Origin of the sequence: Methylomonas sp. AM2-LC (assembly GCF_039904985.1) — a bacterium.
Lineage (GTDB): Bacteria > Pseudomonadota > Gammaproteobacteria > Methylococcales > Methylomonadaceae > Methylomonas.
Genome location: NZ_CP157005.1, coordinates 4,055,866 through 4,080,395 on the forward strand (window position 1 = coordinate 4,055,866; position 24,530 = coordinate 4,080,395).

Genomic DNA, 24,530 nt, shown 5'->3' on the forward strand with positions numbered 1-24,530 from the left:
TAAATTGGACGGCAAACTGCCTTGACAAAACAAAGACAGTGATGATTAAAGAACCGACTAAGCCAATGACGCACTTTGTTTACGACGAGTAACCAGCCCCATTACAGCTAGACCAGCCATCATCATACCCAATACTTCTGGCTCAGGAACCGCTTTAACATTGCCAGCAGAAGTTAAATCAATACCGTTAACATTTGTGAGCTTTGTCATTCCATTCGAATTATAACCCTGGAATTTTAAAACTTCGCTTGCTGCAGTTGCGGTTGCTGTTTCAGTATATGTAACATATTGTCCTGTTCCTGCACCGTTGACAGCAGGCAATAATGTAGAACTACCGAAATAAGCGGCAAATGAAGCAGGAGCATCATTACTTACATTAACTTGAAAAGTAAATTGGTAGGTATCACCAATAGTTAAACCCGATAAAGTTTGTGTAATAAACTCGCCTGTCGTTGATCCATCAAAAACTGCGGCATTATTAGAAGCATATATATCACCAGTTGTGAGTTGCGTTACTGTCCAGCCTGACAATGTGTTAAAAGTGCCATTGGTTACCAAATTGCTTGCTTGAGCAGCACCCATACCAACAAAACTTAAAGATAAAGCCGCAGCAATAGAAAGTTTTTTAAAATACATAAGAGATCCTTTTAATAAGGTTAAAGTTAAAGTTAGTAGTGTGATTATTTGTAACCCTGCTATCCCTGTTCTTCAATTAGGCTTTTGAAGTTAGGCCCCACCTTAAACAGCTTTATTAAAGTGATGCTCCATTTCCAAAAACAAGATCATAGTTCCTGTGTTTGATTAACCCTCAACAAACACTCTACAGTCACGCTATTTTTTCCTTAAATAAAAACTATCAGAATATTTCCAAAAAGTTTTTAAACAGTAAGATCAGAAAACTTCCAAATACTTACAGCGTGATGTAACTATATCCCTTATCAAAATCTAATACTATTGACCAAAAGTACAATGCAACAAAATTTCTTTTATATTGCAAATTGCCAACATTCCGATAAAACAAAACGATTGTTTAACCAGAAAAGCCAAGATCTATTTTACAAAAAAATTACAGACTGACTTTACCATATTAGTCATCTTTGTGTCAAAAACCATGCGGCAATTAACATAATCCACAAAAACACATAACCAATTGAAAATAATTGACTTTTTCAAATCATTTAATCATTAAATCACCCAAATCAAAATTAGCCATCTATGGATTGATACATTTATTCGGGTAAAAAACCGCCCGCCTGACGAGACCAAAGCTGATAGTAAAACCCTTTACATTGCAACAAATCAGAATGACTGCCCTGCTCTACAATACACCCCTTATCAAAAACCAGTATGCGATCCAGATGTGCAATGGTAGATAAGCGATGTGCAATAGCAATCACGGTTTTTTGCCCCATAACCCGATCCAGATTTTCTTGTATGGTTTTTTCGGTAATTGAATCCAAACTAGCGGTTGCTTCATCAAGCAACAAAATTGGCGCATCTTTAAGCAACACCCTGGCAATGGCAATACGTTGGCGTTGACCACCGGACAACTTAACACCACGTTCACCGACCAGTGCTGCATAATTATCAGGCATGGCTTGGATAAACTCATCCGCATGCGCCATTTGCGCAGCCAATTTGATTTCTGCCATACTAGCGCCCAGTTTTCCGTAACCGATATTTTCTTGCAGACTACGATGAAACAAGCTAGGATCTTGCGGGATTAAGCTAAGTTGCGCATGCAAGGATTCTTGGGTTACCTCCGCTATATCTACACCATCAATTAAAATACGTCCACTTTGCGGCACAAAATTACGCAGTATTAAACTCACGAAAGTAGACTTTCCTGAGCCAGAAAATCCAACCAATCCAACGCGCTGCCCAGGCTCTATGACCACACTTAAATCATTAAATACCCAGTTTTCTGCATCATAAGCAAATTTTACATTCTGAAACTCAATCCGTCCTGAGGAAATATCCAATGGCTGAGCGCCGGGCTTATCCACAATTTCATGTGGTCGCACAATAGTTTCTATACCATTGGACACATTGCCTACATACTCAAAAAACTCTAGAAATCGCCGCGTCAGATTTCGAGCATCATTAATAATAAGTAACGCCAAACCCACACTCATCGTAAAAGCACCCACACTGATCAGGCCAGCACTCCACAAAGTTAAAGCAAAATACACTGTACCCAATTTTAGCGCCGCCGCCGCCAGAAACTGAAACCAGCGCACTCTTTCCATATACCAAAAAGTACGTCTGGCGGCCTGTACTTCCGTTTCCAGAAAACCATCCAGATAGTCACGTTCATGGGCAAAACGTGCAAATAACTTAGCGTTCAAAATATTGGTTACGGCATCGACAATCTTGCCATTGACGAGACTACGGGTGGCAGCAAAATTTTGCGCATACGGCTGACAACGGGTAGCTAATAAAAAAGAAATACTTACATATAAAAACACCCAACCACCGACAAAATAGCCTAAGGTTTGGTGTACACCGAGTAATAGGGAAATAGACACCACAAAAGTCACTGCAATTGGCCAAAAATCGCAAAGTAAAGACCACACAGTATGATTAACGCTCATTGAGGTTTCGCTGATACGATGCGCCAAACTACCTGCAAAATGATTACCAAAATACTTGACTGAATGGTATTGCAGATAGGCAAACAGATTACGGGTAGTAGACTGTCGCAACCTGGGTCCGGTAATTATCAGCACCGCACCACTCGCACGACTAAACAACGTTTCAGCTAACCCTAATCCAGCTAACAACAGAAAAGGACCGAACAATATTTGCTGCACAGTCTCCGTTGTCGCTTGCGCCACAGCATCCATAATGCCTTTTATGGCATAAGGCACCAAAATATTAGCGGCAGCCTGCCCTGTTTCCAAAACCAGCATCAAAGCCAATAAGCCTTGAAACTGTCTCATACTATATAGTATGAATTTAACCGTAGTATTGGGTAAATCGGGCGCGACTAATGCGCGCTGATTTTCTTGGTGTTTTAGCATAAACAGTATGAAAAACTGAAGATATTATCAGAATACTACGGGAATGATACTCAAGAGATTCAGAGCAAAAAAAAACATACTCTCCAAACAAAAAAACCGGCCTTTAGCCGGTTTTGTATCAGATTTAAATCTGAAATTAAGGCATATACATGCCGCCATTAATATGTAGCGTTTCACCTGTAATGTACCCAGCCTGCTCAGAAGCCAGAAAAGAAACCGCGTGCGCAATTTCTTCCGGTGTACCCAGGCGACCCAGAGGTATAGCGCCCAACAAGGTATTTTTAATATCTTCACTCAGTTCTTTGGTCATATCGGTATCAATAAAACCAGGGGCTACCGTATTGACAGTGATACCTCGTGATCCTACTTCTTTTGCCAGCGATTTAGCAAAGCCTACCATTCCCGCCTTAGCTGCAGCATAATTGGTTTGGCCAGCGTTACCTGTCGCAGCTACAACGGATGAAATATTAATGATACGACCATAGCGCGCTTTCATCATGCTACGGAGCACGGCTTTAGACATTCTGAAAATCGAACTCAGATTGGTAGTGATAATATCATCCCACTCTTCATCTTTCATTCGCATTAATAAATTGTCACGCGTAATCCCAGCATTATTGACCAAAACAGCAGGCGTTCCTAACTCATCGCATACCATTTTAATAAATACTTCAATATCAGCTGCATCGGCAACATTCAGCTTACATCCTTTGCCGACTTCACCTAGATAGGCTGAAATTGCTGTAGCTCCACTATCAGAAGTTGCTGTACCAACAACGTAAAAACCATCTGCAACCAGTCGTTCTGCAATAGCCCGGCCTATACCGCGACTGGCCCCTGTAATCACTGCAATTTTTTTATCCATCTATCTGCCCCAAAACATTGTTTAAAGTATCAGAATCACAAATTGTCATGTGCAAGGCATCAGGCACAATACGTTTATTCAAGCCCATTAAAACTTTACCCGGACCACATTCTACAAAATTTAACACACCTTGTTCGCGCATAAATTTGATAGTTTCCACCCAACGTACTGGATTAAAAAGTTGTTCTCGCAAAGCGTTGCGAATAACTTCTGGCGAACCATGCGATTTAACATCGGCATTATGGATTAAAGTACTGTTAGGCATTTCAATAGTTATGCCCTGCAAAATTTTGTTTAAATCTTCAGCCGCTGAAATCATCAGTTCACAATGAGAAGGCACACTGACTGGCAGTTTTATGGCACGTTTTGCACCTAATACTTTCATTGCCTGCATAGCTCTTTCCACTGCACCTGTTTCACCCGCAATCACTACCTGACCTGGCGCATTGAAATTAGCCGCAGAAACACTACTACCCATTGCCGCTTCGGCACATGCATTGACCACCTGATGATCCTCTAATCCCAGTATGGCAGCCATAGCACCGACACCTTCCGGCACAGCATCCTGCATCAACTGACCACGCGCCGCCACCAGGTTAATCGCATCCTCAAAACTAATTGCATCGGAACAAACCAAAGCAGTGTACTCACCCAAACTATGCCCAGCCATCCAGGCTGGTCTTATTTCTGACATTTGGCACCAAACCCGCCAAACAGCAACACCCGCAGCTAACATGGCCGGTTGTGTTATTTTAGTCTGATTTAATAACGTATCTGGACCATTGACAATCAGATTCCACAAATCAAATTCAAGCACTTCTGAAGCTTGTGCAAATGTTTGTATCACTACGGGATAAGTTTGTGCCAATTCAGATAGCATACCCAGAGATTGAGAACCCTGTCCAGGGAAGACAAAGGCAGTATTATATTTTTGTTCTTTCATTTCTTATAATTCTAATATTTAAGCAAAACGGAACCCCAAGTAAACCCAGCACCAAAAGCTTCTATTAATACGATTTGCCCACGCTGAATTCTACCATCGCGCACACCTTCATTAAAAGCAAGCAACACAGAAGCGGCAGAAGTATTACCTTGGTGTTCTAAAGTTAAAATCACCTGATCCATATCCATACCCAACTTTTTTGCAGTTGCTGCTATGATGCGCATATTGGCCTGATGCGGAACCAACCAGTCAATATCGGATTGTTGTAAATCGCTTGCTTCTAATGTCTCATCGACAATACGACCTAGGGTATTTACCGCAACTTTAAAAACTTCGTTACCGCGCATCTGAATAAAGCCAGGCTCTGATTGCTTGGCAACGGCAGCTACCTGCGGATTTGGACAATAAAGCAAATCTTCATAACCTCCATCAGAATGAATGTGGGTCGCCAGTATACCTGGCCTATCTGAAGCAGATAGAAGTACAGCCCCGGCACCATCGCCAAACAGAATACAGGTCGATCTATCACTCCAATCGACAATGCGCGAACAAATTTCCGAGCCCACCACCAACACTGTTTTAGCAAATCCGGTTTTAATGTATTGATCGGCAATACTCAAAGCATAAACAGCGCCCGAGCAGGCGGCTTGAATATCAAAACCCACACATTTCTGAATGCCCAGTCTTTGTTGCAGTAAACAAGCAGAACTGGGATATATACGTTCCGAGGTACTGGTAGCTACAATAATTAAATCGATTTCTTGAGCATCAATAGCCGCCATCTCAATAGCTTGGCGTGACGCATGCTCAGCCATGCTAGCTGCCGTTTCGTCTGCCGCCGCAATGTGACGACTTTTAATACCTGTACGTTCAAAAATCCAGCTATCAGTGGTGTCAACCATTTCCGAAAGGTCATGATTGGTTCTAATCATTTCCGGCAAGTAAGCACCGGTACCAATCACAGTTGCCCAATGCGTCATGCAGTCACCTTTTGTTCAAGCGCTTTTTCAATTTTCTCACCGATTTTACGGATCACATCCTGCCTAACTTCAAGCTCGGCCAGATGAATCGCAGTTTCAAAAGCTAGCACATCTGCTCCGCCATGGCTTTTAATCACCAGGCCACGCAAACCAATAAAACTGGCACCGTTATACATCCGAGGATCGATACTATCTTTAAATGATTTTAAAACTGGATACGCTATTAAACCAGCCAATTTGGTCAGCCAATGCTTCGAAAAACTGTCTTTGAGCTTGACACCTATCATTTTTGCCGCGCCTTCTATGGATTTAAGAGCAACATTACCCACAAAACCATCAGTCACGATTAAATCGACCTTGACATGCCCAGCATTAATAGAATTACCTTCAACATAACCGATATAATTCAGCGTAGAATTTTCAAGCAATTTTCCTGCAGCCTTTACTTGCTCATTGCCTTTCATATCTTCTTCACCAATGTTTAGAAGACCAATACGCGGTTTGTCGATATTCTCCACAGCTTTGACGACTTCTTCACCCATTACGGCAAATTGATAAAGATGCTCAGCACTGGAATCGACATTTCCACCTAAATCCAGCATGTGGGTATGCCCAAAAATAGAAGGTAATGTGGAAATAATCGCTGGTCGCTCAATACCGGGTATCATTTTCAAAACAAAACGGGCGGTAGCCATTAAAGCACCGGTATTACCGGCACTGACACAGGCATCGGCCACGCCTTGCTGAACCAGATTAATCGCCACTCGCATTGAAGAATCTTTCTTATTTTTCAAAGCTTTTTGCGGCGATTCATCCATTTCTACCACTTGCGAAGCATGCTGGACTTTAATACGATTTTTATCCGCAGACGACACACCAGCCAACAGCCCAGTAAGAACTGTTTCGTCGCCCACCATAATCAGATTTAAGTCTGGATTTTTTCTCAAACAGGCCAGTGACGCGGGAACGGTCACTTGAGGACCGAAATCGCCACCCATGGCATCAATTGATAGGGTTACACTCACGCTTAGGAATAGCTCCTGTAGTCGGATGAGCCGACAACAGTGGTTTATGCGTCGGCTTTAAGATAATAGACTGAACTAAAAAAATTAATCTTCGTCGCTACTTGCAATAATTTGACGGCCTTTGAAAAAACCATCTGGCGTCATGTGGTGGCGCAAATGAGTTTCACCTGTTAAAGGATCTTGCGCCAAAGTTTTGCTGGTTAAAGCATCATGTGAACGACGTTGGCCGCGTCTTGAGCGCGACACCTTACTCTTTTGTACTGCCATTTTTATTCTCCAGTATTTTTAAGTTTTGCTAAAACAGAAAAAGGATTCTCAACTTTAGCTTGGTTATTTTGTTTATCGTAATCGCTGGCTTTTGAGCTTTTTTGTTTAATACATTCATACCCATGCTTGGGATAATCGGGTAAAGTCAACAAAATCTCATCTTCTATCAAAGCGTTAAGCGAAATTTTTTCGCCCTCAAACACCAACGGCTCACAATCAATTTCTAGTTTGTCCGCTTCTTGCATAGAGGACACCACTCCCAGTTTAAAGGCAATATCCAAAGGCCAGGGCATTGCTTCCAAACAGGATTGACATTCAATCTGCAAAGTACCTTTTATGTTTCCAGAAACTACCGCCCGCTTGCCTTGTTTGGCAAACACCACATCAACAGCGACAACACCATTTTGCTCGGTAATTAGCTCTGACAATCGTTCAAAAGCGGCGACATTTATCGTACCCGACAGCATAGAGCGCCGTTCAGCGAGTACCAAGGGATCAATAAGGTCGGGTATTTTTTCTGCCATAACTGTACAATGATACAGGGTTGCTAATGTTGCGTCAAACCTACACTTGGTTCGAACAGTGTTTTTCAAGCATCAATAACCTTGAAATCCTTATAGAATGCACCATTTACAGGGAGACTAAAATTTCTAAATTTACTTACTTAACTGACGATTTATATACGCAACAAACCTAGTTACACAAAAATTTTCAGCCTTTATTTCAGAAAATTAATCTTATGCCCGCCATTATACTTGCCTCCAGCTCTCCCTATCGCGCTGCCTTGTTACGTAAACTACAGCTTGATTTTGAAATCTGTGCCAGCCATGTAGATGAGACACCTTTGCCTGGGGAATCTGCACAGCATTTAGCCTTACGCTTGTCGAAAGCCAAAGCCAACGCACTTAGCGTTACGTATCCAGAGCACCTGATTATTGGCTCGGATCAGGTGGCGGTTTGTGGCGAACAATTCCTTAACAAACCCGGCAATCGCGAGCAGGCCATTCTACAACTTCTAACCCAATCCGGAAAATCTGCACAGTTTTATACGGGCATTTGTGTACTGGACACTGCCAGCAACAAAATGCACAGCGCAATAGATAGCTGCATAGTCCACTTTAAAACACTTACCCAGAAGCAAATTGAACGTTATATTGATCTCGAACAGCCATTTGATTGCGCTGGCAGCTTTAAATCCGAAAACTTAGGCATTGCTCTGTTTTCAAGCATAGAAACCAGTGACCCAAACACGTTAGTAGGGTTACCGCTAATAAAATTGATTTCTTTACTTAGCGAAGCCGGGGTTGAGGTTATTTAGCTTAGTCATTCTTTCAAAAGTGATTAGTCTAATGAAATCTCTTATTAGGAGCCATCATATCGAACACCGCCAAAAAATCATCCGCTGCTTGGGGAATGATCAGCAACAGTTGCTCTCGCGACATTCGTGTTAAAGCTAGAGCGTGTGCAGATAAGGCGGCTGCAGCATACTCTGCATTTTCACCTCGCCCCCCAGCATCGACTAAACTGGTGGCAATATTGAGTAAATAAGCATCCAATCGATGCAAATGCGCATACTCTGGATTCAAATAGCATCCAATAGGCTCATAGAGTGACTCGGGCAAACCCCAACTTTTAATGAGTTCTCGCGCCACATCTGCGTGGGTAAATCCAAGTATATCCAATTCAAAATCAGCCACTAAACGCCGATCATGCCCTGCTAATTGCAAGACACGCCGCGATTCATTCGGCATATTTTGATACAACACCAACGAACCAACATCATGCAGTAACCCGGCAAGAAAAAGACGCTCTGAATGTAACACCAGACTACCTTTAGCCAACAACTTTGCCATTACCCCTGTATGCACACTACGCATCCAGAAATCCGTCATATCAACCAGCTCGGAAGGTATATTTTCAAATCGATCCACCACGCAGGTTGCAACGATCAAATTATATAATTCATCCACACCCACGACTGTGACCGCGCGTGAAATGGTATCGATTTTTGACTGGAAACCATAAAAAGAGCTATTAACTAATTGCAATAAGCGCGCACTCAAACCTGGGTCTTTTGCAATCACTTTGCCGATGTCCACTAATGAAAATCGCGGATCGCGAATCATTTCATTGAGCTGAATAAAAATATCAGGCAGGGTAAATAACTGATTAGAACTTGCCAGCAAGGATTTTAAGGCGGGTGAAACAGTCACGCGAGTCAGCCTTTACCATAAAGGGACAAAACCTGCTGCACATAATTTTGCGTTTCTGGGTAAGGCGGTACAGTATTATTATATTTCATGACAGCCCCTTCACCAGCATTATAGCCAGCCACAGCTAAGCGCAAATTGGAATTAAATCTAGCCAGTAAATCCTTTAAATAACGCGTGCCTCCATCAATATTCTGCTCCGCATCGCGCCTGTCAAGCACACCATAACGACGCGCCGTATCGGGCATTAACTGCATCAAACCGACGGCCCCAGCCGAGGAAACAGCAAGCGGATTATAGGCCGATTCAGCTTGAATAACGGCATGCAGCAATCGGGCGTCAACCTTATGTTTATCTGCAGCTTTACTAATCATATCCGCAAATTTACTTTTATTGTGTGGCATAAACTTAAGGTCGTGCAAATAGGTTTTGGGTCTGGTGTGGATAATCAGCCGGTAATCAAAACCTTTTTTGGGTTGGTCTGTATAGTAAACCGCACCATCTGGAGCAGTATATTTAAAAATATCCGCCTCAGCAGCACCAGACAACAATAGCAGGCATAAACAGATTTTACATGGCTTCACTCACAACACCTTTTTAAAGAAGAATAGTCAGCACTCAAAAACCACATTGTTAGCATAAAATACCTAATTACTCAGCGAAATATCGCCTCCAGAAGCCTTTAACCACTAGGCAGATACCGATACCCACAGAGGGTTACGATGCAAACAACAATGTTTAATACCTTAAAACCCTAGCAAATGCGCATTTAACACACTCGCTTAAATAGTTATATTGACTGGTTTTTGGCACTTACAACAATCAAACTTGCAGCCTTGACTGCATTTTCCCTCGCTTCTTCAACCGTATTTGCGACAGCTACTGCTACCCCCATACGTCGAGACACATAAGCTTCTGGCTTGGCAAATAAGCGAATATCAGTGTCCGGCACTGCCAATGCGGCTGGCAACCCTGCATATTCAACACACTGCCCATCTACCCCGCCCAGTATCACTGCGCTGGCAGCGATTTTATCTAGCCGAGTAGAGACAGGCAATCCCAAAATGGCTCTGGCATGTAAATCAAACTCGCTTTGGCGTTGACTCAACATAGTCACCATGCCGGTATCATGAGGGCGTGGACTGACTTCACTAAACCAGACCTGGTCACCCTTAATAAATAATTCCACCCCAAATAAACCCAAACCGCCCAATGCGCCTGTAATTTTTGCCGCAATCTGTTGCGACAAGGCAATGGCTGCTGGAGTCATTGCTTGAGGTTGCCAACTTTCACGGTAATCACCTTGCTCTTGTCTATGCCCGATTGGCTCACAAAAATAGGTTTCAACTTCTGCATGGGCATTTAGCGCACGTACGGTTAACAGCGTAATCTCAAAATCAAAATCAACTTTAGCTTCAACAATTACTTTGCCTGTATCTGTGCGTCCAGCGATTTTTGCATAATCCCAAGCCGCTTTCAATTGCTCGGCATTCTTCACCATAGACTGGCCTTTGCCAGAAGAAGACATAGTCGGTTTTATAAAACACGGATAACCAATACCAGCCGCTACCGCAGCTTCTAATTGAGCAAATGTTTCGGCAAACGCATAGCGGGAAGTAGGCAATTGCAACTGTACTGCCGCCAAATCCCTAATACCCTCCCGATTCATGGTCAATTGGATTGCTCTGGCATTCGGCACGATAGTGATGCCTGCGTCCACTTCCAATTCTAACAAGGCTTCGGTTGCAATAGCTTCCAATTCTGGAATAACAAAATCAGGCTGCTCTGCCATAATCAACGCTTTAACCGCTTTGGCATCAGTCATATCCAACACATGACTGCGATGCGCCACTTGCATGGCTGGCGCATGTGCATAGCGATCAACAGCGATCACCTCTATCCCATAACGCTGTAAGGAAATAGCAACTTCTTTACCTAATTCGCCACTTCCCAGTAATAAGGCTTTGGTTGCCGTTTCCGTATAAGGTGTACCTATTTTCATGCTGAATTACTTAAATAATGATCAATATCTTGTTTGGAGAAGCCTATTTTTTTCGCTACCCGGTCAGCATGACTGACACGGGAAATTCCTGGTACCAGACGGAATGTCGGTAAATCTTCCGCAAACTCGACCTGCCAGGGCGTAGTAATACGTCTTTTTACAAACACATCAACCAATTGATGATTATGGGTAATCAAAATAGTACTATTACCTTTACGGTAAAAACCATCCAACACATCTGTAGATGACTGCATCTTCTCTTCAAAGGTAGTTCCTTCTGCCATTTCGTCAAGTACCACCAAGCTTTTAGCTGTGCAAGCCAGAAAAATATCGCGAGTACGTTTTAGCTCGGTACCAAAACGGCCTTCGCCATCATCCAAATGACTAATTTCTGGAGCCTGATAAAAAATTCGGTCAGCTACCGTTAAGCGCGCGGCACTAGCAGAGACATAGCAACCTATTTGTGCTAATAACTGGGTTTGGGTAATGGTTTTACAAAAGGCGGTTTTGCCGCCACTGTTCGGACCGGTAATGCACACCAGACGATCACTATCCATACTAAAATCATTACCTACATAATCTGCATTTGCAAAGGCTAACACTGGATTTTTACAAGCCTGAACCTGAATACTGTGTTGTTCTGATGTAAACATTTCGGGCAGAATCATGTCACCCCCAAAGCCTTCAGAAAACTTGATAAATGCCAGTAATTCATCAAGCTGCCCTAATCCATCCAGCAAATCGCCCAATTCTTGCGATTTTTTATATCTTTCGCGCAATGGAATGATGCAAGTATCGCGATCATAGCCTCCAACTACCGGAATATAAGCCAGCAACAACGGCAGGAAAAACACCGAGCCTATAGCAATGCCATCTTTACTAAAATTTAACCAGTCAGCCGGAAAAATTTGCACTAACCCCCAACAAACAGCCACCAAGATAACCAGTAATAAAGGTTTGAATAAGCGCGGACGAAAAATAGTGGCTGGAGACAACGAATGCTGGCGTTCTTGCGGACTCTGTAGACCCGCTTCGCTGTTATATACGGGACCTACCATCAACGAATAAGTATTGCTATCAGCAAAAGATTTTATTTTTTGATAAACAGATTGCAAATAAGGGGTTTGAGGCGTTTCGGAATTCTGGATAGCCGTAACCAGATTCAATACAAAATTAACACCCCGCACATATTGCTTGTAGCCATAACCTTCAATCTGATGCTGTTCTCGAGCCGTGCCAAAGGCGCTTAAAAACTCGCCAAATAACAATACATACAGGCGATTTTCGGCACTGGCGGCCTGTGCAATAATATTTTCGACATTGGCTCGCACCAACGGGTTATCTCGAATCTCGCGCACGGCTTCTTGCTTGGCATTAATATCGGCAAGATTATCCAGCGGGCGACTTAAGGAACGATACAGTACGGATTGCCCCGCCAAGGTAGAGGTGTGATTGACAGTATCAAATAATTCATCCACTTCGATACTATTGAAAGTACCTGGATCCAACACACCCTGCCCCGTTGGTAATGGCTGACAGGATCGAGCTGTCGGCCATGCTTCATTCCAGCTTTGTAAGACATTTTCTTGCATAGTGCCTCCCCAATTATTATTATATTATGTAACTACTCAACATAAAGTTAAGTATTTATAGGATGTGCCAACGCAAGAGGCGCATCAATCGTGATAGATGCGCTTCGTTTGGTTCCGCACCCCTACAGTCCATTGACTTTAATGATAAAAATCTACACTAAATAGCTACCAACATTAATAAGAACTACTGTAACAATTGAGAGCAATACAGCGAATGCATACCCCAATTATTGGGCGTTAGCAATTAAATTAATCATCAGTTCAACATGCTCGTCACTAGCATTTAATGCCGGAATATAATGATAATTTACACCCCCAGCCGTCACAAAAATTTCTTTATTGGTGATAGCAATTTCTTCCAGCGTCTCTAGACAATCTACCGCAAAACCTGGACAAAGCACATCAATATTCTTGATGCCCTGCTGCGGTAAATTTTGCAACACTTCTACACAATACGGCTTTAGCCATTCGGCCTTACCAAACCGGGATTGAAACACCAATTGCCATTGTTGATCTGATAATCCCAATTCTGCAGCGATTAAAGCCGCAGTTTCTCGACAATGTTGAGAATAGGGATCGCCCAGTTCTGTGAGTTTGGCAGGTAAGCCATGAAAAGACATCAGCAACAACTCCGACTGTGGATGCTGCTGCCAATGCTGGCGAACTGAAGCGGCTATTGCTTTAATGTAAATCGGGTTTTTATAATAAGCACTGATAAACCGTACTGATGGCATATGTCGCCAGCTTAAATAATCTTTGGCAAGCACGTCAAAAATCGAGGCCGTAGTAGTAGACGAATACTGCGGATACAAAGGCACAATGACTATTTCATCCACCCCTTGTTGTTTAAAATGATGTAGTTTTTCGCTTAAAGCGGGTTTGCCATAACGCATGGCACAATCAATCAATAATTCTGCATTACCATATTTATCCTGCAACCTAGCCGTTAATTGCTGAGTAAACACGATAAGAGGTGACCCCTGATCTGTCCAGATACTGCGATAAGCATGGGCAGATTTTGCTGGCCGAAAAGGCAAAATAATCAAGTTAAGAATCAGCCACCAAAGTAATCGCGGCAAATTTACGACGCGTGGATCACCTAAAAACTCACGTAAAAAACGACGCACATCAGCAACAGAAGTGGAAGCAGGTGAACCTAAATTCACCAACAATACACCTATTTTATTCTGCGGAGGCAAATTCATAGCATTAGCGATTAATCAAGTTTAAAAACTCAGAACGCGTACTGATTTCTTCGCGAAAAATACCGGTCATCACCGATGTGGTCATCACCGAATTTTGCTTCTCAACCCCACGCATCATCATGCATAAATGTTTGGCCTCAATCACCACTGCGACTCCGCGTGCATTGATTGCCGAAGAAACTGCTGTTGCGATCTGCCGGGTTAACTGCTCCTGAATTTGCAAACGTCGCCCATACATATCCACAATACGCGCCAGTTTGGATAAACCCAGCACCTTACCTTGGGGCAAATAACCAATATGACATTTTCCGATAAAGGGTAATAAATGATGTTCACATAAAGAATACAATTCAATATCCTTAACAATGACCATATCTTCAGTATCTGCTTCAAATATGGCACCGTTTAAAACTTCTTCCAAAGTTTTTTCATAGCCGTTATTTAAAAACTTAAACGCCTTCGCAGCGCGTTTAGGTGTATCACGCAAACCTTCACGCGTTACATCCTCACCAATCGCCTGAATAATTTTGGAAAAATATTCTTCCATTACCGCCCCAAATTTAAAAAAGTGGTTGAGTATACAACATCATTGCGTAAATTCTAATGCTTGCAACAACACAGATTTATCTGCTCCCGGTTTAGTGGCGTTTTCACTTAAATGTCGCCGCCACGCTCTGGCTCCTTGCATACCATGAAACAGGCCCAGCATATGCCTTACTATCGAATTTAGTCTGACTCCATTTTGCAACTGTTGTTCCACATACGGCAACATAGCCAACACCACTTCTTTTCTGGATTTAATCACCTGTTGATCTGCATAAAACTGCGCATCAACTTCGGCTAGCAAATACGGATTTTGATAAATCTCACGGCCTAACATCACACCATCCACATACTGCAAATGCTCGTGTATTGCATCCAACGTGGAAATACCACCATTAATAATGATGTTTAACTGCGGAAAATCCTGCTTCAATTCCCGGACCACATCATAACGCAACGGTGGAATTTCGCGGTTTTGCTTGGGCGATAATCCACTTAACCAGGCTTTTCTGGCATGGACAATAAAAGTTTCACAGCCGGCATTAGCAACTGTCGAAATAAATTCGACTAATTCTGGATAACTATCACGCTCATCAATACCGATACGTGATTTGACCGTGATCGGTATGTTTACGGCTTGACGCATGGCTGCCACACAAGCCGCCACCAGCTCTGGTTCTGCCATTAAACAGGCACCGAAGCTGCCATTTTGCACACGTTCACTTGGACAACCGATATTAAGGTTGATTTCATCGTATCCATACTGTTCTGCAATTTGCGCACACTGTGCCAACTGGTTTGGATCGCTACCACCCAATTGCAAAACCAGCGGATGTTCTGCTGGATTAAATTGTAAATGTTGCTGACGATTACCGTACAAAATGGCACCGCAGGTAACCATTTCGGTATAGAGTAGCGCGTGTTGACTGAGCAGACGATGGAAATAGCGGCAGTGTGTATCTGTCCAATCGAGCATGGGTGCAACAGAAAACCTATGTGTTTTAGATTGACTAACTAAACAGAGGTGATTATTGGTTTTTAGCATTTTTCTTAATTTTTTTGATTACTTTTAAACGTACTACAAATAAGCTGAATCACATCGGGGGCTACACTTCACTTTTGGATCGGTTCCACGATTTAAGAAGTGCATCCTATAATTATTGCTTAGCGGTAATGTATTTTTTTTCTAGCCAAATTTCTTACTACATCAAATTAGTGGTTTATTTAACTTTTCAGGTAAGAACAATTAAATTTTGCGTTTATTTGAATGACTGACTATGTTGTCGTACGATAAAACATATAAGCCAATTAATCTTCATACCTTTTTCCTTTAATCTTTACCCATTTAGTTGCTGGCTTTGTCAGCACAGGTAAATTCGTTAAAATGATTATGACTGCATTTGTTTTATCGTGGGCACAACATACTCAATTAGATAGATTATACATACCACAGCCATTATGGTTGACAATGAGACTTACCCATCCCCATTAAAAACTCACTCCCAATATGTTTAGCAAACCCCAACCCTTAATCATGGGTATTTTAAATGTTACCCCAGACAGCTTTTCGGATGGTGGAAAATACACTGGTTTAGATGCCGCTTTACGTCAAGCCGAGTTAATGATAATCGAAGGAGCCGATATTATAGATGTGGGTGGTGAATCTACCCGTCCTGGCAGTTTATCGGTATCGGCTACAGAACAGATTAAGCGGGTGGTACCTGTTATTTCAGCCATTCGTAAACAGCATGCCGATATAATTATTAGTATAGATACCACGCTTAGCGAGGTTGCCGATGCGGCATTACAGGCCGGAGCAAATATGATAAACGATGTGTCTGCCGGAAATGATGATGCGGGCATTTTAGCCTTAGCAGCCGCTACAGATACACCGATTATTTTGATGCATATGCAAGGTACTCCGCAAACCATGCAGGACAATCCTGTTTATCAAGATGTGGTTGCTGAAGTACAAGCCGCTTTGCAGCAACGTATAGCAGCCGCTCTGGCTATAGGTGTGAAGCCTGAACAAATTATCCTTGATCCCGGCATTGGTTTTGGCAAGCACAAAGCAGATAATCTTCACTTAATTGCCCAACTTGAACAATTGGTCGGCTTGGGTTTTCCGGTATTATTGGGTACTAGCCGCAAACGCTTTATGGGTAATCTGCTACAGGTATCTGTGCCAGAAGAATTAATAACCGCAACCGCTGTCACTACAGCACTTGGCGTAATGGCTGGAGTCAAACTGTTTCGAGTACACGATGTTAAAGCCAATCGACAAGCTGCCGATCTGGCGTGGGCCATTCTAAATGCCGGTTAGTTGCAATTTGAATGACTTAGATTAAATCCTTCTATAAAACTAACCGTGATATTAGATCCGCGACTACAGTCCTTACAGGCAAGCTTTGCACCCTGCCCTATTACCCGCATCAATGATCACTTTTTAGACAAATGGGGTATTGAGTTGTGGATTAAACGCGATGATTTATTGCATAGCATCATTTCCGGCAATAAATGGCGCAAACTTAAGTATATTCTTAATCATGCCTTAATTAAGGGTAGCAGCTGCATGCTGAGTATGGGCGGCGCTTATTCTAATCATTTACATGCTTTGGCCTTTGCCGGCCAATGCCTTAATCTTAAAACTGCGGCCTATATTCGTGGTGAACGCCCGACCGTATTTAACCCAACTTTAACTGATTTGTGTCACTGGGGCATGGATTTACGCTTTATATCGCGTAGCGAATATCGACAATTACGCCAATTTAAGGCGTTTGACAGCTTACCAGACTTAAAAACTGGCGAGTACTGGTTACCGGAAGGCGGCGCGATAAATTTAGCTTTACAGGGGGTAGCGGAAAGCATTGCTGAAATAACAATACCTTATGATGTGCTGGCAGTAGCCTGTGGTACGGGTACTACTCTGGCAGGTATGATCGCAGCCGCACCCACTCATTGTCAGATATTGGGTATTGCCGCTTTGCAAGCTGGTTATATGCACAGCGATGTGCAACAGCTACTCACTACTCAACATATTATTAGAAACAACTGGCATATCAATCTGGATTATCATTGCGGCGGCTTTGCCAAAACACATCCTGAATTATTGGCATTTATGCAGAACTTTGAAGCACTGCACGCCATTCCGCTAGATCCCGTGTATACCGGAAAACTATTGTTTGGAATTTATGATCTAATTAAACAGGGTTATTTTACTGCCGGGCAGCGTGTAATGCTGATACACACTGGCGGATTACAGGGCAAGCGAAAATTTTGTTAAGTAAGACAGGAAATCAATCCAGCCGATAGCAAATAATCAAAAATTTTATAAAATTTTTACACCGACATTACAACTATTGATAATTATTTTACAGACTATTGTTTAAAATTCGGCTGCTATAAGCTAATTATTACCAGACATCCACTGCATTGAGCAAGTCCATATGAATGTTGAGCGCCCCGATCCAGATGAACTACTTGCACGGGTTGAACGTGCCAATGCCAAGGCTAGACGTGGACGTCTGAAGATTTTTTTTGGTGCAGCGGCTGGCGTGGGTAAAACCTTTGCCATGCTGATGGCCGCACATGAGCGACGCACCGAACAGATGGATGTAGTGGTGGGCTTGGTGGAAACACATGGTCGCAAGGAAACGCAAGCCATGTTGGAAGGTTTGGAAATCTTACCTACCCGACAGATTGAATACAAAGGCACAATACTGCATGAATTTGATATTGATGCAGCTTTAAAACGTCATCCCGCTATTATCTTGGTGGATGAACTAGCACATACCAATGCCCCTGAATCACGACACCCTAAACGTTGGCAGGATATTCATGAATTACTGGATGCTGGCATAGATGTATATACCGCACTTAATGTTCAACATCTGGAAAGTTTAAACGATGACATTGGTCAAATATCCGGTATTCGAGTTTGGGAAACTCTACCGGATACTGTCTTTGAAGATGCCGATGAGATTGAATTAGTTGATCTGCCTCCAGATGAATTACTGCTACGTCTAAAAGAAGGCAAAATATATTTACCGCTACAGGCTCAGGAAGCACTTAATCATTTCTTTAGAAAAGGTAATTTAATTGCTTTACGAGAACTAGCCTTACGCCAAACCGCCAGTAGAGTTGATGCACAAATGCTGGATTACCGCGAAGGACATGCCATTCGCGAAGTGTGGCAGGTAAATGAACGAATACTGGTGTGCATTGGACCCAATCCCTTAGCAGAACGCTTAGTGCGTGCCGGTAAACGCCTTGCTAGCAGTCTACGCGCAGAATGGATAGTACTTTATGTAGAAACCCCCCAGTTACAACGTTTACCTGCTTTAAAACGTGACGGTATATTAAGGATGTTGCGTTTAGCGGAACAACTGGGCGCAGAAACTGTTACCCTGAGCGCTCCAGAGTTGAGTGAAGGAATTATCCGCTTTGCGCGTGAGCGTAACGTCAACAAATTAGTGATGGGTAAACCCAGACGCAGAAACTGGAAACGTTGGCTGCTGGGTTCTGTCGTCGATATATTGATTAGCCATGCACACAATATCAACATTTATTTGTTGGGTAGTCCTCACTTGGAAGACAGGGCCGAATCTAGTAGCGAATCCCTGTTTAAAAAGAGTCCATTGCCAGGATTAAGGCAACGAATTCCAGCCAAAGCCAAACAACGCTACTTGGGTTATTTATCGGCTTTAGCAGTTACTGTATTAAGTACGGCTATTAGTCATCTGGTTTTTGGCAAACTTGAATTAGCCAATTTGGTCATGATTTATTTACTCGGGGTAGTGTTTATTGCTACCCGCTTTGGTCGTGGCCCCTCTATTTTAGCGTCAATACTGGGTGTCGGTAGTTTTGACTTTCTGTTTGTAGAGCCCTATTACAGCTTTTCGGTGGCGGATAGTCAGTTTTTAATTACTTTGCTGGCGATGTTAGTCGTCGGTATAGTGATTAGCAACCTAATGGTCAATGTACGTTCTCAGGCTAAGGTTGCCTCACACAGGGAGCGTCGCGCAGCCGTATTGTATGCGATGAGTAAGGAACTCGGTGCCAGTCAAACAGAAATGGAGGTGGTGCGCACCGCTGTAAAGCATTTATATTCTGAGTTTAGCAGCCGAAATATCATTTTATTCCCTAATAAAAATGGGCGCATTACATACCCCAAAGCCCAAGCTATGCCTGAGTCGTTGCGGAGCTGTGATCTGAGTGTAGCGCAATGGGTATTTGATCATAACGAAATCGCCGGAAAGGGTACTAATACCTTACCTGGCAGCTCTGCAATCTACTACCCTTTTCAAAACGAAGAAACGGTATTGGGTGTGCTGGCATTATTACCCGTTAATCTTCGTCGAGTATTTCTGCCAGAACAACAAAAATTACTGGAAACTTTTTTACGCCAGATTGCGCAGTCCATCATCAGAATTCGCTTTGTTGAACAAGCCAAACTGACACATGCCCAAATTGAAGCGGAACGTTTACGAAACTCGTTATTGAGTGCAATTTCTCATGACTTACGCACCCCATTGGCAACCATTATAGGTTCTGCAAGCACTTTGATTGATGATGCAGGTCAGTTAAAATCAGTTGATAAATTAGAATTAAATCGCGCGATTCTTGACGAAGCGGAACGCATGTCCAGTTTGGTCAATAATATTCTGGATATGGCTCGATTAGATGGCGGCGTTTTAGAGCTTAACAAACAATGGTATCCACTGGAAGAAATCATTGGCACAGCGCTAACCCATACTCAAAAAAAATTGCTTGGCCGCCCTGTTAAAGTGAAACTACCCGCAGGCATACCACTAGTGTATGCTGATGCAGTATTGCTAGAACAAGTGTTAATTAATCTACTTGAAAATGCGGCGCGTTATACACCAGCAGAGAGTGCTCTGGATATTAGTGCCGAATCCAGTCCTGAAGAGGTTAAAATTACTGTCGCGGATCGTGGACCTGGAATCCCCATTGGACAGGAATTACGATTATTCGAAAAATTTTATCAAACCCGTCATGAGACTGCACAAAGCGGAGTAGGATTAGGACTAGCCATTTGTCAAGCCATCATTAAAGTACATGGTGGTCGCATTTATGCGCAAAATCGCATTGGCGGCGGCGCAGAATTTATTTTTGTCATCCCTTTGGATAGACCTCCGCCCATACTAGAAGAATAAAATTTCCCTTAAACCGATGATTTACAAACTATGTCTAAAATAGAACCCGTGATTATCGTCATCGAAGACGACCCAGCTATCCGTCGTTTTCTGCGTACAGGTTTAAACTCACACGGTTTTGTCATTTTTACGGCTGAAACTGGCAAGCAAGGCATTATTGAAACCGGGGTTCGTAAACCTGATTTGGTGATACTGGATTTGGGGCTGCCTGATATGGAAGGGGTTGAAGTGATTAAAGCCATTCGCGAATGGTCTACCATCCCTATTATTGTCCTGTCGGCACGTAGCAGTGAGCAACACAAAATTGATGCACTAGATGCCGGTGCAGACGACTATTTGACCAAACCTTTTGGTATCGGTGAGTTACTGGCACGAATCAGGGTTGCAATTCGGCATTCTTTACGTTCGTCAGAACAAGTGACGGGGGATATATTTACGAATGAGAATCTAAAAGTCGATTTAATTAACAGATTGGTTAGTTTAGATAATCAAGAAGTGCATCTCACCCCCATTCAATACCGTCTGCTAACTGTATTGGTAAAACATGCAGGCAAAGTACTTACGCATAAACAAATATTAAAAGAAGTTTGGGGGCCGTCTTATCAAGAAAATGCACATTATCTGCGCATTTATATGAGTCAGCTTCGCCAAAAACTGGAAGAAGATCCCACTCAGCCTAAGCTTTTGCTAACTGAATCTGGGGTGGGATATAGGCTTAAAGTGTAAGAAAAACCAGCTGATAGCTAAACTGACACTCAGCCTACTAGCTCACTATTTATTCACTCTTAAGGATTATTATAGATTGGAAGTTTTGCAATACGGTTGTCGATTAAATTGATCATTTGTTTATAACTTTCACTTTCAACATTTGCATATTTTTCCTTGAAAGTAAGTTCATCCATATGTTCGGGCAAGCCCTCAATATCCGGTAGAATAGCGGTGTAATCTTTAATGGTTGCAACTTTCTCCTGAAAGCGGCGTGCCTGTTCGGGTGAGGCCACCGCCTGTTGCCCAAAGCGGATACCGGCCCGGTCAGCACTCAAATCAATAAAACTAAAGCCACTCCCTTTTTGAGAATCACCAACTTCTTTATCAATGCCCACCTGTTGACTAAGTAGTTTTGATTCCACTGCTGTCAATAATGCCGAAGCAATAAAGTGTTGGGGTATATCATTGCGTTTATAGGCAAAAACCAAATATTCTTTGCTGTACACCAAACCTATTGGCAAATAATTACGTAATTCATTTTTGTAAATATAGCTGGCAACAGCAATAATGATGGTTCTATTCTCCTGAATGGCTGTTTCTTCAGTTGATCGATGTAATGCTGATAAAAATAATGGCTGAATGATTTCACTCAATGATAATCGCCATTCTGGATTATGCTGACTGACGATCTCATTTATTTGCTGTTGATATAAATGCAAATTTGGATACTCTTTATGCTTTTGGATAGCCAGCTGTTTTGCTGCATCGACTATCTTACCCAGATAACTAATCTCAACAGTTTGCGGTGTAATACGCACGTCCCTGACGTATTGATGCATTTCTAGCCAATATTTGTTTAAAGCCGTATGTTGTATAACAAAAGGTATCAAAATATTGGCTGCGGGATCGGGGATGGATATTTCACCAATTTTGAAGGATTTAATACGAATAGTATCTTGCTTTTGTTGCAGGCAAAAATGAATATCAAGATAGCGACCCCAGAGATTTTCCGGCACAAAAATAGCAATCTGCAAACAAATTTTATCCGGCAATATGCTTATTTCACTGGTATTTTCGACAAAATGATCCAGTAAGTAACTCACAGCAATATTCAAGTCTTTTTGATTCAGACTAAGCGTTTTAATACTTTCACGCTGTTCTGGCTCGACATGCAGCAGCTGTTTTGCACGCTGAATATCTTCACGATTCAACCCTTGAAAAACAATAATTTGCGGTGAGTTATCCAGTGCAAAACATAAGAATATGGACAATAATACAGTTACACATAACCCGCTATAAAGAAACAGCCGCAAAGGTTTACCGTATTGAGGATGCGTGATAGAACACCCCCATTGCAAACGCAGTTTACTAATGCTCTGGCAAACATTATGTATATTTTCTTTTAAAAAAACACCCAACCTGTTGATGCTATTTATTAAAAATATCAGCATTGCTCAAAAATCAAATTAAATTTCGCATCCTTCAGGTAATATTTCTCCTGTTCCAGATCAGCTTGAGTGAGGGGCGATTGTTCCAGCCATTGTTCAGGAAATTTCAAACGGATGGTATTGTCTTCGATTTCCAGACTAAAATCAGGTCGTGGATTGTGTCGATTCCGGTGTAACAAAGCAGCCAACCTAAAAATAACCGCCATCAAGGGCGCATCCTGTGGCCAAGGTGGCGGCAGATCAGCAAAATGCTCTAGCATAATTTTTTTACGCTGGCGGCGTACCAGTTTGGAGAGTAACAATTGATCTTGCCGAGAAAACCCAGCTAAATCACCGTTTTCTATAATGTAGGCACTATGTTTGTGAAAATGGCTGTGAGCAATTTCAAACCCAATCTCATGTAAATCAGCCGCCCATTCCAAAAACTGAAGACTGATTGCATTATCTTGAAAACAAGCGCTATCTTGCAGCTGTGCAAGCATGTAGCGTATGGTTTCTTTAATTTTCTCAGCGTGGTTCTGATCACTATGGTATCGCTTTGCAATCATTTTACTGGTTTCTGAACGTATATCGTGATTATAAATACGACCAACCAGATCATAGATTAAACCTTCGCGCAAAGCGCCATCGGAAACAGTCATTTGTTCAATATTCAAGGTTTTAAATGTAGCATAGACAATAGTCACCGCACCGATAAACACGGGCCGACGCTCAATACTGAGTGCTGGAAACAAAAGTTGATCGTAATGCGTTAGTTTCAGTAAGTGTGCAACTAACTGTTCCAAGCCCTCCATAGTAATGCCGTTATCACTCCAACCTGAGGTTTGCAAAACATTGCTTATAGTTTTCAAACTCCCTGATGCACCGATAGCTTCATCCCAATGACTACGATAAAATTTTCGTTGAAAGGGTTCGAGTTGCTGCTCAACAAACAAGCTGGCTTTTTTGAACGCTTTTTTAGAAATTTTGCCACGCTTAAAAAAATTCTGACTGACGGTTACGCAGCCCATATTCAGACTTTCTTTGGTATGCGCAACATCTTGCTGCCCGATAATATACTCAGTACTGCTGCCGCCAATATCCATTACAAAACGGTTATTACTAACTGTACTGGCCAAACTGTGTGCAACACCCTGATATATCAAACGGGCTTCTTCAATACCGGAGATAATATGAATTGGATGCCCAAGCGCTTTTTCGGCTTTATTAATAAATTGTAACGAATTTTTTGCCACTCGTAGCGTGTTGGTACCGACAATACTAACGCTGTGGGGAGGGAAATTGCTAATCCTCTGCCCGAACCGTTCCAAACAGGCCAACGCTCTTTCTTGAGTAATCTGATCAAGATTACGATTATGATCAAGCCCAGCAGCTAAACGCACCATTTCTTTTAAACGATCTATTACCTGTAGTTTGCCATCTTTCAAACTACAAATAATCATATGGAAGCTATTAGAACCTAAATCTACAGCAGCTACGCTGAGCGGTATTTGTTGGGGCACAATGGATGTCCTGTTCAATCTCTGGATAAATTGGAAATTCT

At 42.4% G+C, this 24,530-nt stretch carries 22 protein-coding genes; 5 read left to right on the forward strand and 17 right to left on the reverse strand.

The window, feature by feature from the left end; all coding sequences use genetic code 11:
- Positions 1–57: 57 nt before the first annotated feature.
- The 8 genes from ABH008_RS18020 to ABH008_RS18055 all read right to left on the reverse strand — a co-directional run bounded on the left by ABH008_RS18020 (position 58) and on the right by ABH008_RS18055 (position 7,627).
- Positions 58–636 carry a PEP-CTERM sorting domain-containing protein gene (locus tag ABH008_RS18020; protein WP_347986994.1) on the reverse strand — a complete coding sequence of 193 codons (579 nt, stop codon included), beginning with the start codon at positions 634–636 and terminating at the stop codon, positions 58–60.
- Between the two features lie 593 nt (positions 637–1,229).
- Positions 1,230–3,023: an ABC transporter ATP-binding protein gene (locus ABH008_RS18025; RefSeq protein ID WP_347986995.1), complete on the reverse strand. Its 1,794-nt coding sequence runs from the start codon at positions 3,021–3,023 to the stop codon at positions 1,230–1,232.
- Between the two features lie 136 nt (positions 3,024–3,159).
- A complete protein-coding gene (fabG, locus tag ABH008_RS18030) occupies positions 3,160–3,888 on the reverse strand; it encodes a 3-oxoacyl-ACP reductase FabG (protein ID WP_347986996.1) in 729 nt (242 codons plus the stop codon).
- Entirely contained in the window at positions 3,881–4,831 is a 951-nt protein-coding gene (gene fabD / locus ABH008_RS18035; protein ID WP_347986997.1) for an ACP S-malonyltransferase, read from the reverse strand. The genes fabG and fabD overlap by 8 nt, the downstream gene beginning before the upstream one ends.
- 11 nt (positions 4,832–4,842) lie before the next feature.
- Positions 4,843–5,811 carry a beta-ketoacyl-ACP synthase III gene (locus tag ABH008_RS18040; protein ID WP_347986998.1) on the reverse strand — a complete coding sequence of 323 codons (969 nt, stop codon included), beginning with the start codon at positions 5,809–5,811 and terminating at the stop codon, positions 4,843–4,845.
- Positions 5,808–6,836, reverse strand: a complete 1,029-nt coding sequence (plsX, locus tag ABH008_RS18045; protein ID WP_347986999.1) for a phosphate acyltransferase PlsX — start codon at positions 6,834–6,836, stop codon at positions 5,808–5,810. The genes ABH008_RS18040 and plsX overlap by 4 nt, the downstream gene beginning before the upstream one ends.
- An 84-nt stretch (positions 6,837–6,920) precedes the next feature.
- The gene (gene rpmF, locus ABH008_RS18050) at positions 6,921–7,103 is read right to left on the reverse strand and encodes a 50S ribosomal protein L32 (protein ID WP_347987000.1); all 183 of its coding nucleotides are present in this window, start codon (positions 7,101–7,103) and stop codon (positions 6,921–6,923) included.
- Positions 7,104–7,105: 2 nt separating this feature from the next.
- Positions 7,106–7,627, reverse strand: coding sequence for a YceD family protein (locus ABH008_RS18055; RefSeq protein WP_347987001.1), 522 nt, complete (start codon positions 7,625–7,627; stop codon positions 7,106–7,108).
- 215 nt (positions 7,628–7,842) lie between these two features.
- Between ABH008_RS18055 and ABH008_RS18060 the strand changes: the two genes are divergently transcribed.
- Entirely contained in the window at positions 7,843–8,421 is a 579-nt protein-coding gene (locus ABH008_RS18060) for a nucleoside triphosphate pyrophosphatase (protein WP_347987002.1), read from the forward strand.
- Positions 8,422–8,449: 28 nt separating this feature from the next.
- On the opposite strand, the gene ABH008_RS18065 is transcribed toward ABH008_RS18060, so the two are convergent.
- The 7 genes from ABH008_RS18065 to dusA form a co-directional block, all read right to left on the reverse strand.
- Positions 8,450–9,316 (reverse strand): HDOD domain-containing protein, encoded by an 867-nt coding sequence (locus tag ABH008_RS18065; RefSeq protein WP_347987003.1) that lies wholly within the window; start codon positions 9,314–9,316, stop codon positions 8,450–8,452.
- Positions 9,317–9,321: 5 nt separating this feature from the next.
- Complete coding sequence (locus tag ABH008_RS18070) at positions 9,322–9,897, reverse strand: lytic transglycosylase domain-containing protein (protein ID WP_347987004.1); 576 nt, start codon at positions 9,895–9,897, stop codon at positions 9,322–9,324.
- A 206-nt stretch (positions 9,898–10,103) separates the two neighbouring features.
- Positions 10,104–11,315, reverse strand: a complete 1,212-nt coding sequence (gene purT, locus ABH008_RS18075) for a formate-dependent phosphoribosylglycinamide formyltransferase (RefSeq protein ID WP_347987005.1) — start codon at positions 11,313–11,315, stop codon at positions 10,104–10,106.
- On the reverse strand, positions 11,312–12,907 hold the full coding sequence (locus ABH008_RS18080; protein WP_347987006.1) for a DNA mismatch repair protein MutS: 1,596 nt from the start codon (positions 12,905–12,907) through the stop codon (positions 11,312–11,314). The genes purT and ABH008_RS18080 overlap by 4 nt, the downstream gene beginning before the upstream one ends.
- A gap of 227 nt (positions 12,908–13,134) precedes the next feature.
- Positions 13,135–14,112, reverse strand: a complete 978-nt coding sequence (gene hemH, locus ABH008_RS18085) for a ferrochelatase (RefSeq protein WP_347987007.1) — start codon at positions 14,110–14,112, stop codon at positions 13,135–13,137.
- A gap of 4 nt (positions 14,113–14,116) precedes the next feature.
- The gene (gene folE, locus ABH008_RS18090) at positions 14,117–14,659 is read right to left on the reverse strand and encodes a GTP cyclohydrolase I FolE (RefSeq protein ID WP_347987008.1); all 543 of its coding nucleotides are present in this window, start codon (positions 14,657–14,659) and stop codon (positions 14,117–14,119) included.
- A 39-nt stretch (positions 14,660–14,698) separates the two neighbouring features.
- The gene (gene dusA / locus ABH008_RS18095) at positions 14,699–15,700 is read right to left on the reverse strand and encodes a tRNA dihydrouridine(20/20a) synthase DusA (protein ID WP_347987009.1); all 1,002 of its coding nucleotides are present in this window, start codon (positions 15,698–15,700) and stop codon (positions 14,699–14,701) included.
- 462 nt (positions 15,701–16,162) lie between these two features.
- Here dusA and folP point away from each other — a divergent pair, with 462 nt between their 5' ends.
- The 4 genes from folP (at position 16,163) to ABH008_RS18115 (ending at position 21,557) form a co-directional block, all read left to right on the forward strand.
- Entirely contained in the window at positions 16,163–16,978 is an 816-nt protein-coding gene (gene folP, locus ABH008_RS18100) for a dihydropteroate synthase (protein WP_347987010.1), read from the forward strand.
- Positions 16,979–17,023: 45 nt separating this feature from the next.
- Positions 17,024–17,938 carry a pyridoxal-phosphate dependent enzyme gene (locus ABH008_RS18105; RefSeq protein ID WP_347987011.1) on the forward strand — a complete coding sequence of 305 codons (915 nt, stop codon included), beginning with the start codon at positions 17,024–17,026 and terminating at the stop codon, positions 17,936–17,938.
- A 163-nt stretch (positions 17,939–18,101) separates the two neighbouring features.
- Positions 18,102–20,831, forward strand: a complete 2,730-nt coding sequence (locus tag ABH008_RS18110) for a sensor histidine kinase KdpD (RefSeq protein ID WP_347987012.1) — start codon at positions 18,102–18,104, stop codon at positions 20,829–20,831.
- Between the two features lie 30 nt (positions 20,832–20,861).
- Positions 20,862–21,557: a response regulator gene (locus ABH008_RS18115; RefSeq protein ID WP_347987013.1), complete on the forward strand. Its 696-nt coding sequence runs from the start codon at positions 20,862–20,864 to the stop codon at positions 21,555–21,557.
- A gap of 59 nt (positions 21,558–21,616) precedes the next feature.
- Here the strand turns inward: ABH008_RS18115 and ABH008_RS18120 are convergent, their stop codons facing one another.
- Together ABH008_RS18120 and ppx are read right to left on the reverse strand one after the other, a co-directional pair.
- On the reverse strand, positions 21,617–22,990 hold the full coding sequence (locus ABH008_RS18120) for a hypothetical protein (protein ID WP_347987014.1): 1,374 nt from the start codon (positions 22,988–22,990) through the stop codon (positions 21,617–21,619).
- Entirely contained in the window at positions 22,984–24,489 is a 1,506-nt protein-coding gene (gene ppx, locus ABH008_RS18125; protein ID WP_347987015.1) for an exopolyphosphatase, read from the reverse strand. The genes ABH008_RS18120 and ppx overlap by 7 nt, the downstream gene beginning before the upstream one ends.
- Between the last annotated feature and the right edge of the window lie 41 nt (positions 24,490–24,530).

Coding starts and splice junctions, on each gene's coding strand:
- ABH008_RS18040 (WP_347986998.1), bottom strand. CDS start 5,811: ATGACGCATTGGGCAACTGTGATTGGTACCGGTGCTTACTTGCCGGAA.
- ABH008_RS18020 (WP_347986994.1), bottom strand. CDS start 636: ATGTATTTTAAAAAACTTTCTATTGCTGCGGCTTTATCTTTAAGTTTT.
- fabG (WP_347986996.1), bottom strand. CDS start 3,888: ATGGATAAAAAAATTGCAGTGATTACAGGGGCCAGTCGCGGTATAGGC.
- ABH008_RS18080 (WP_347987006.1), bottom strand. CDS start 12,907: ATGCAAGAAAATGTCTTACAAAGCTGGAATGAAGCATGGCCGACAGCT.
- purT (WP_347987005.1), bottom strand. CDS start 11,315: ATGAAAATAGGTACACCTTATACGGAAACGGCAACCAAAGCCTTATTA.
- ABH008_RS18025 (WP_347986995.1), bottom strand. CDS start 3,023: ATGCTAAAACACCAAGAAAATCAGCGCGCATTAGTCGCGCCCGATTTA.
- ABH008_RS18115 (WP_347987013.1), top strand. CDS start 20,862: ATGTCTAAAATAGAACCCGTGATTATCGTCATCGAAGACGACCCAGCT.
- ABH008_RS18060 (WP_347987002.1), top strand. CDS start 7,843: ATGCCCGCCATTATACTTGCCTCCAGCTCTCCCTATCGCGCTGCCTTG.
- rpmF (WP_347987000.1), bottom strand. CDS start 7,103: ATGGCAGTACAAAAGAGTAAGGTGTCGCGCTCAAGACGCGGCCAACGT.
- ABH008_RS18120 (WP_347987014.1), bottom strand. CDS start 22,990: ATGCTGATATTTTTAATAAATAGCATCAACAGGTTGGGTGTTTTTTTA.
- fabD (WP_347986997.1), bottom strand. CDS start 4,831: ATGAAAGAACAAAAATATAATACTGCCTTTGTCTTCCCTGGACAGGGT.
- ABH008_RS18110 (WP_347987012.1), top strand. CDS start 18,102: ATGAATGTTGAGCGCCCCGATCCAGATGAACTACTTGCACGGGTTGAA.
- hemH (WP_347987007.1), bottom strand. CDS start 14,112: ATGAATTTGCCTCCGCAGAATAAAATAGGTGTATTGTTGGTGAATTTA.
- dusA (WP_347987009.1), bottom strand. CDS start 15,700: ATGCTAAAAACCAATAATCACCTCTGTTTAGTTAGTCAATCTAAAACA.
- folP (WP_347987010.1), top strand. CDS start 16,163: ATGTTTAGCAAACCCCAACCCTTAATCATGGGTATTTTAAATGTTACC.
- folE (WP_347987008.1), bottom strand. CDS start 14,659: ATGGAAGAATATTTTTCCAAAATTATTCAGGCGATTGGTGAGGATGTA.
- ABH008_RS18055 (WP_347987001.1), bottom strand. CDS start 7,627: ATGGCAGAAAAAATACCCGACCTTATTGATCCCTTGGTACTCGCTGAA.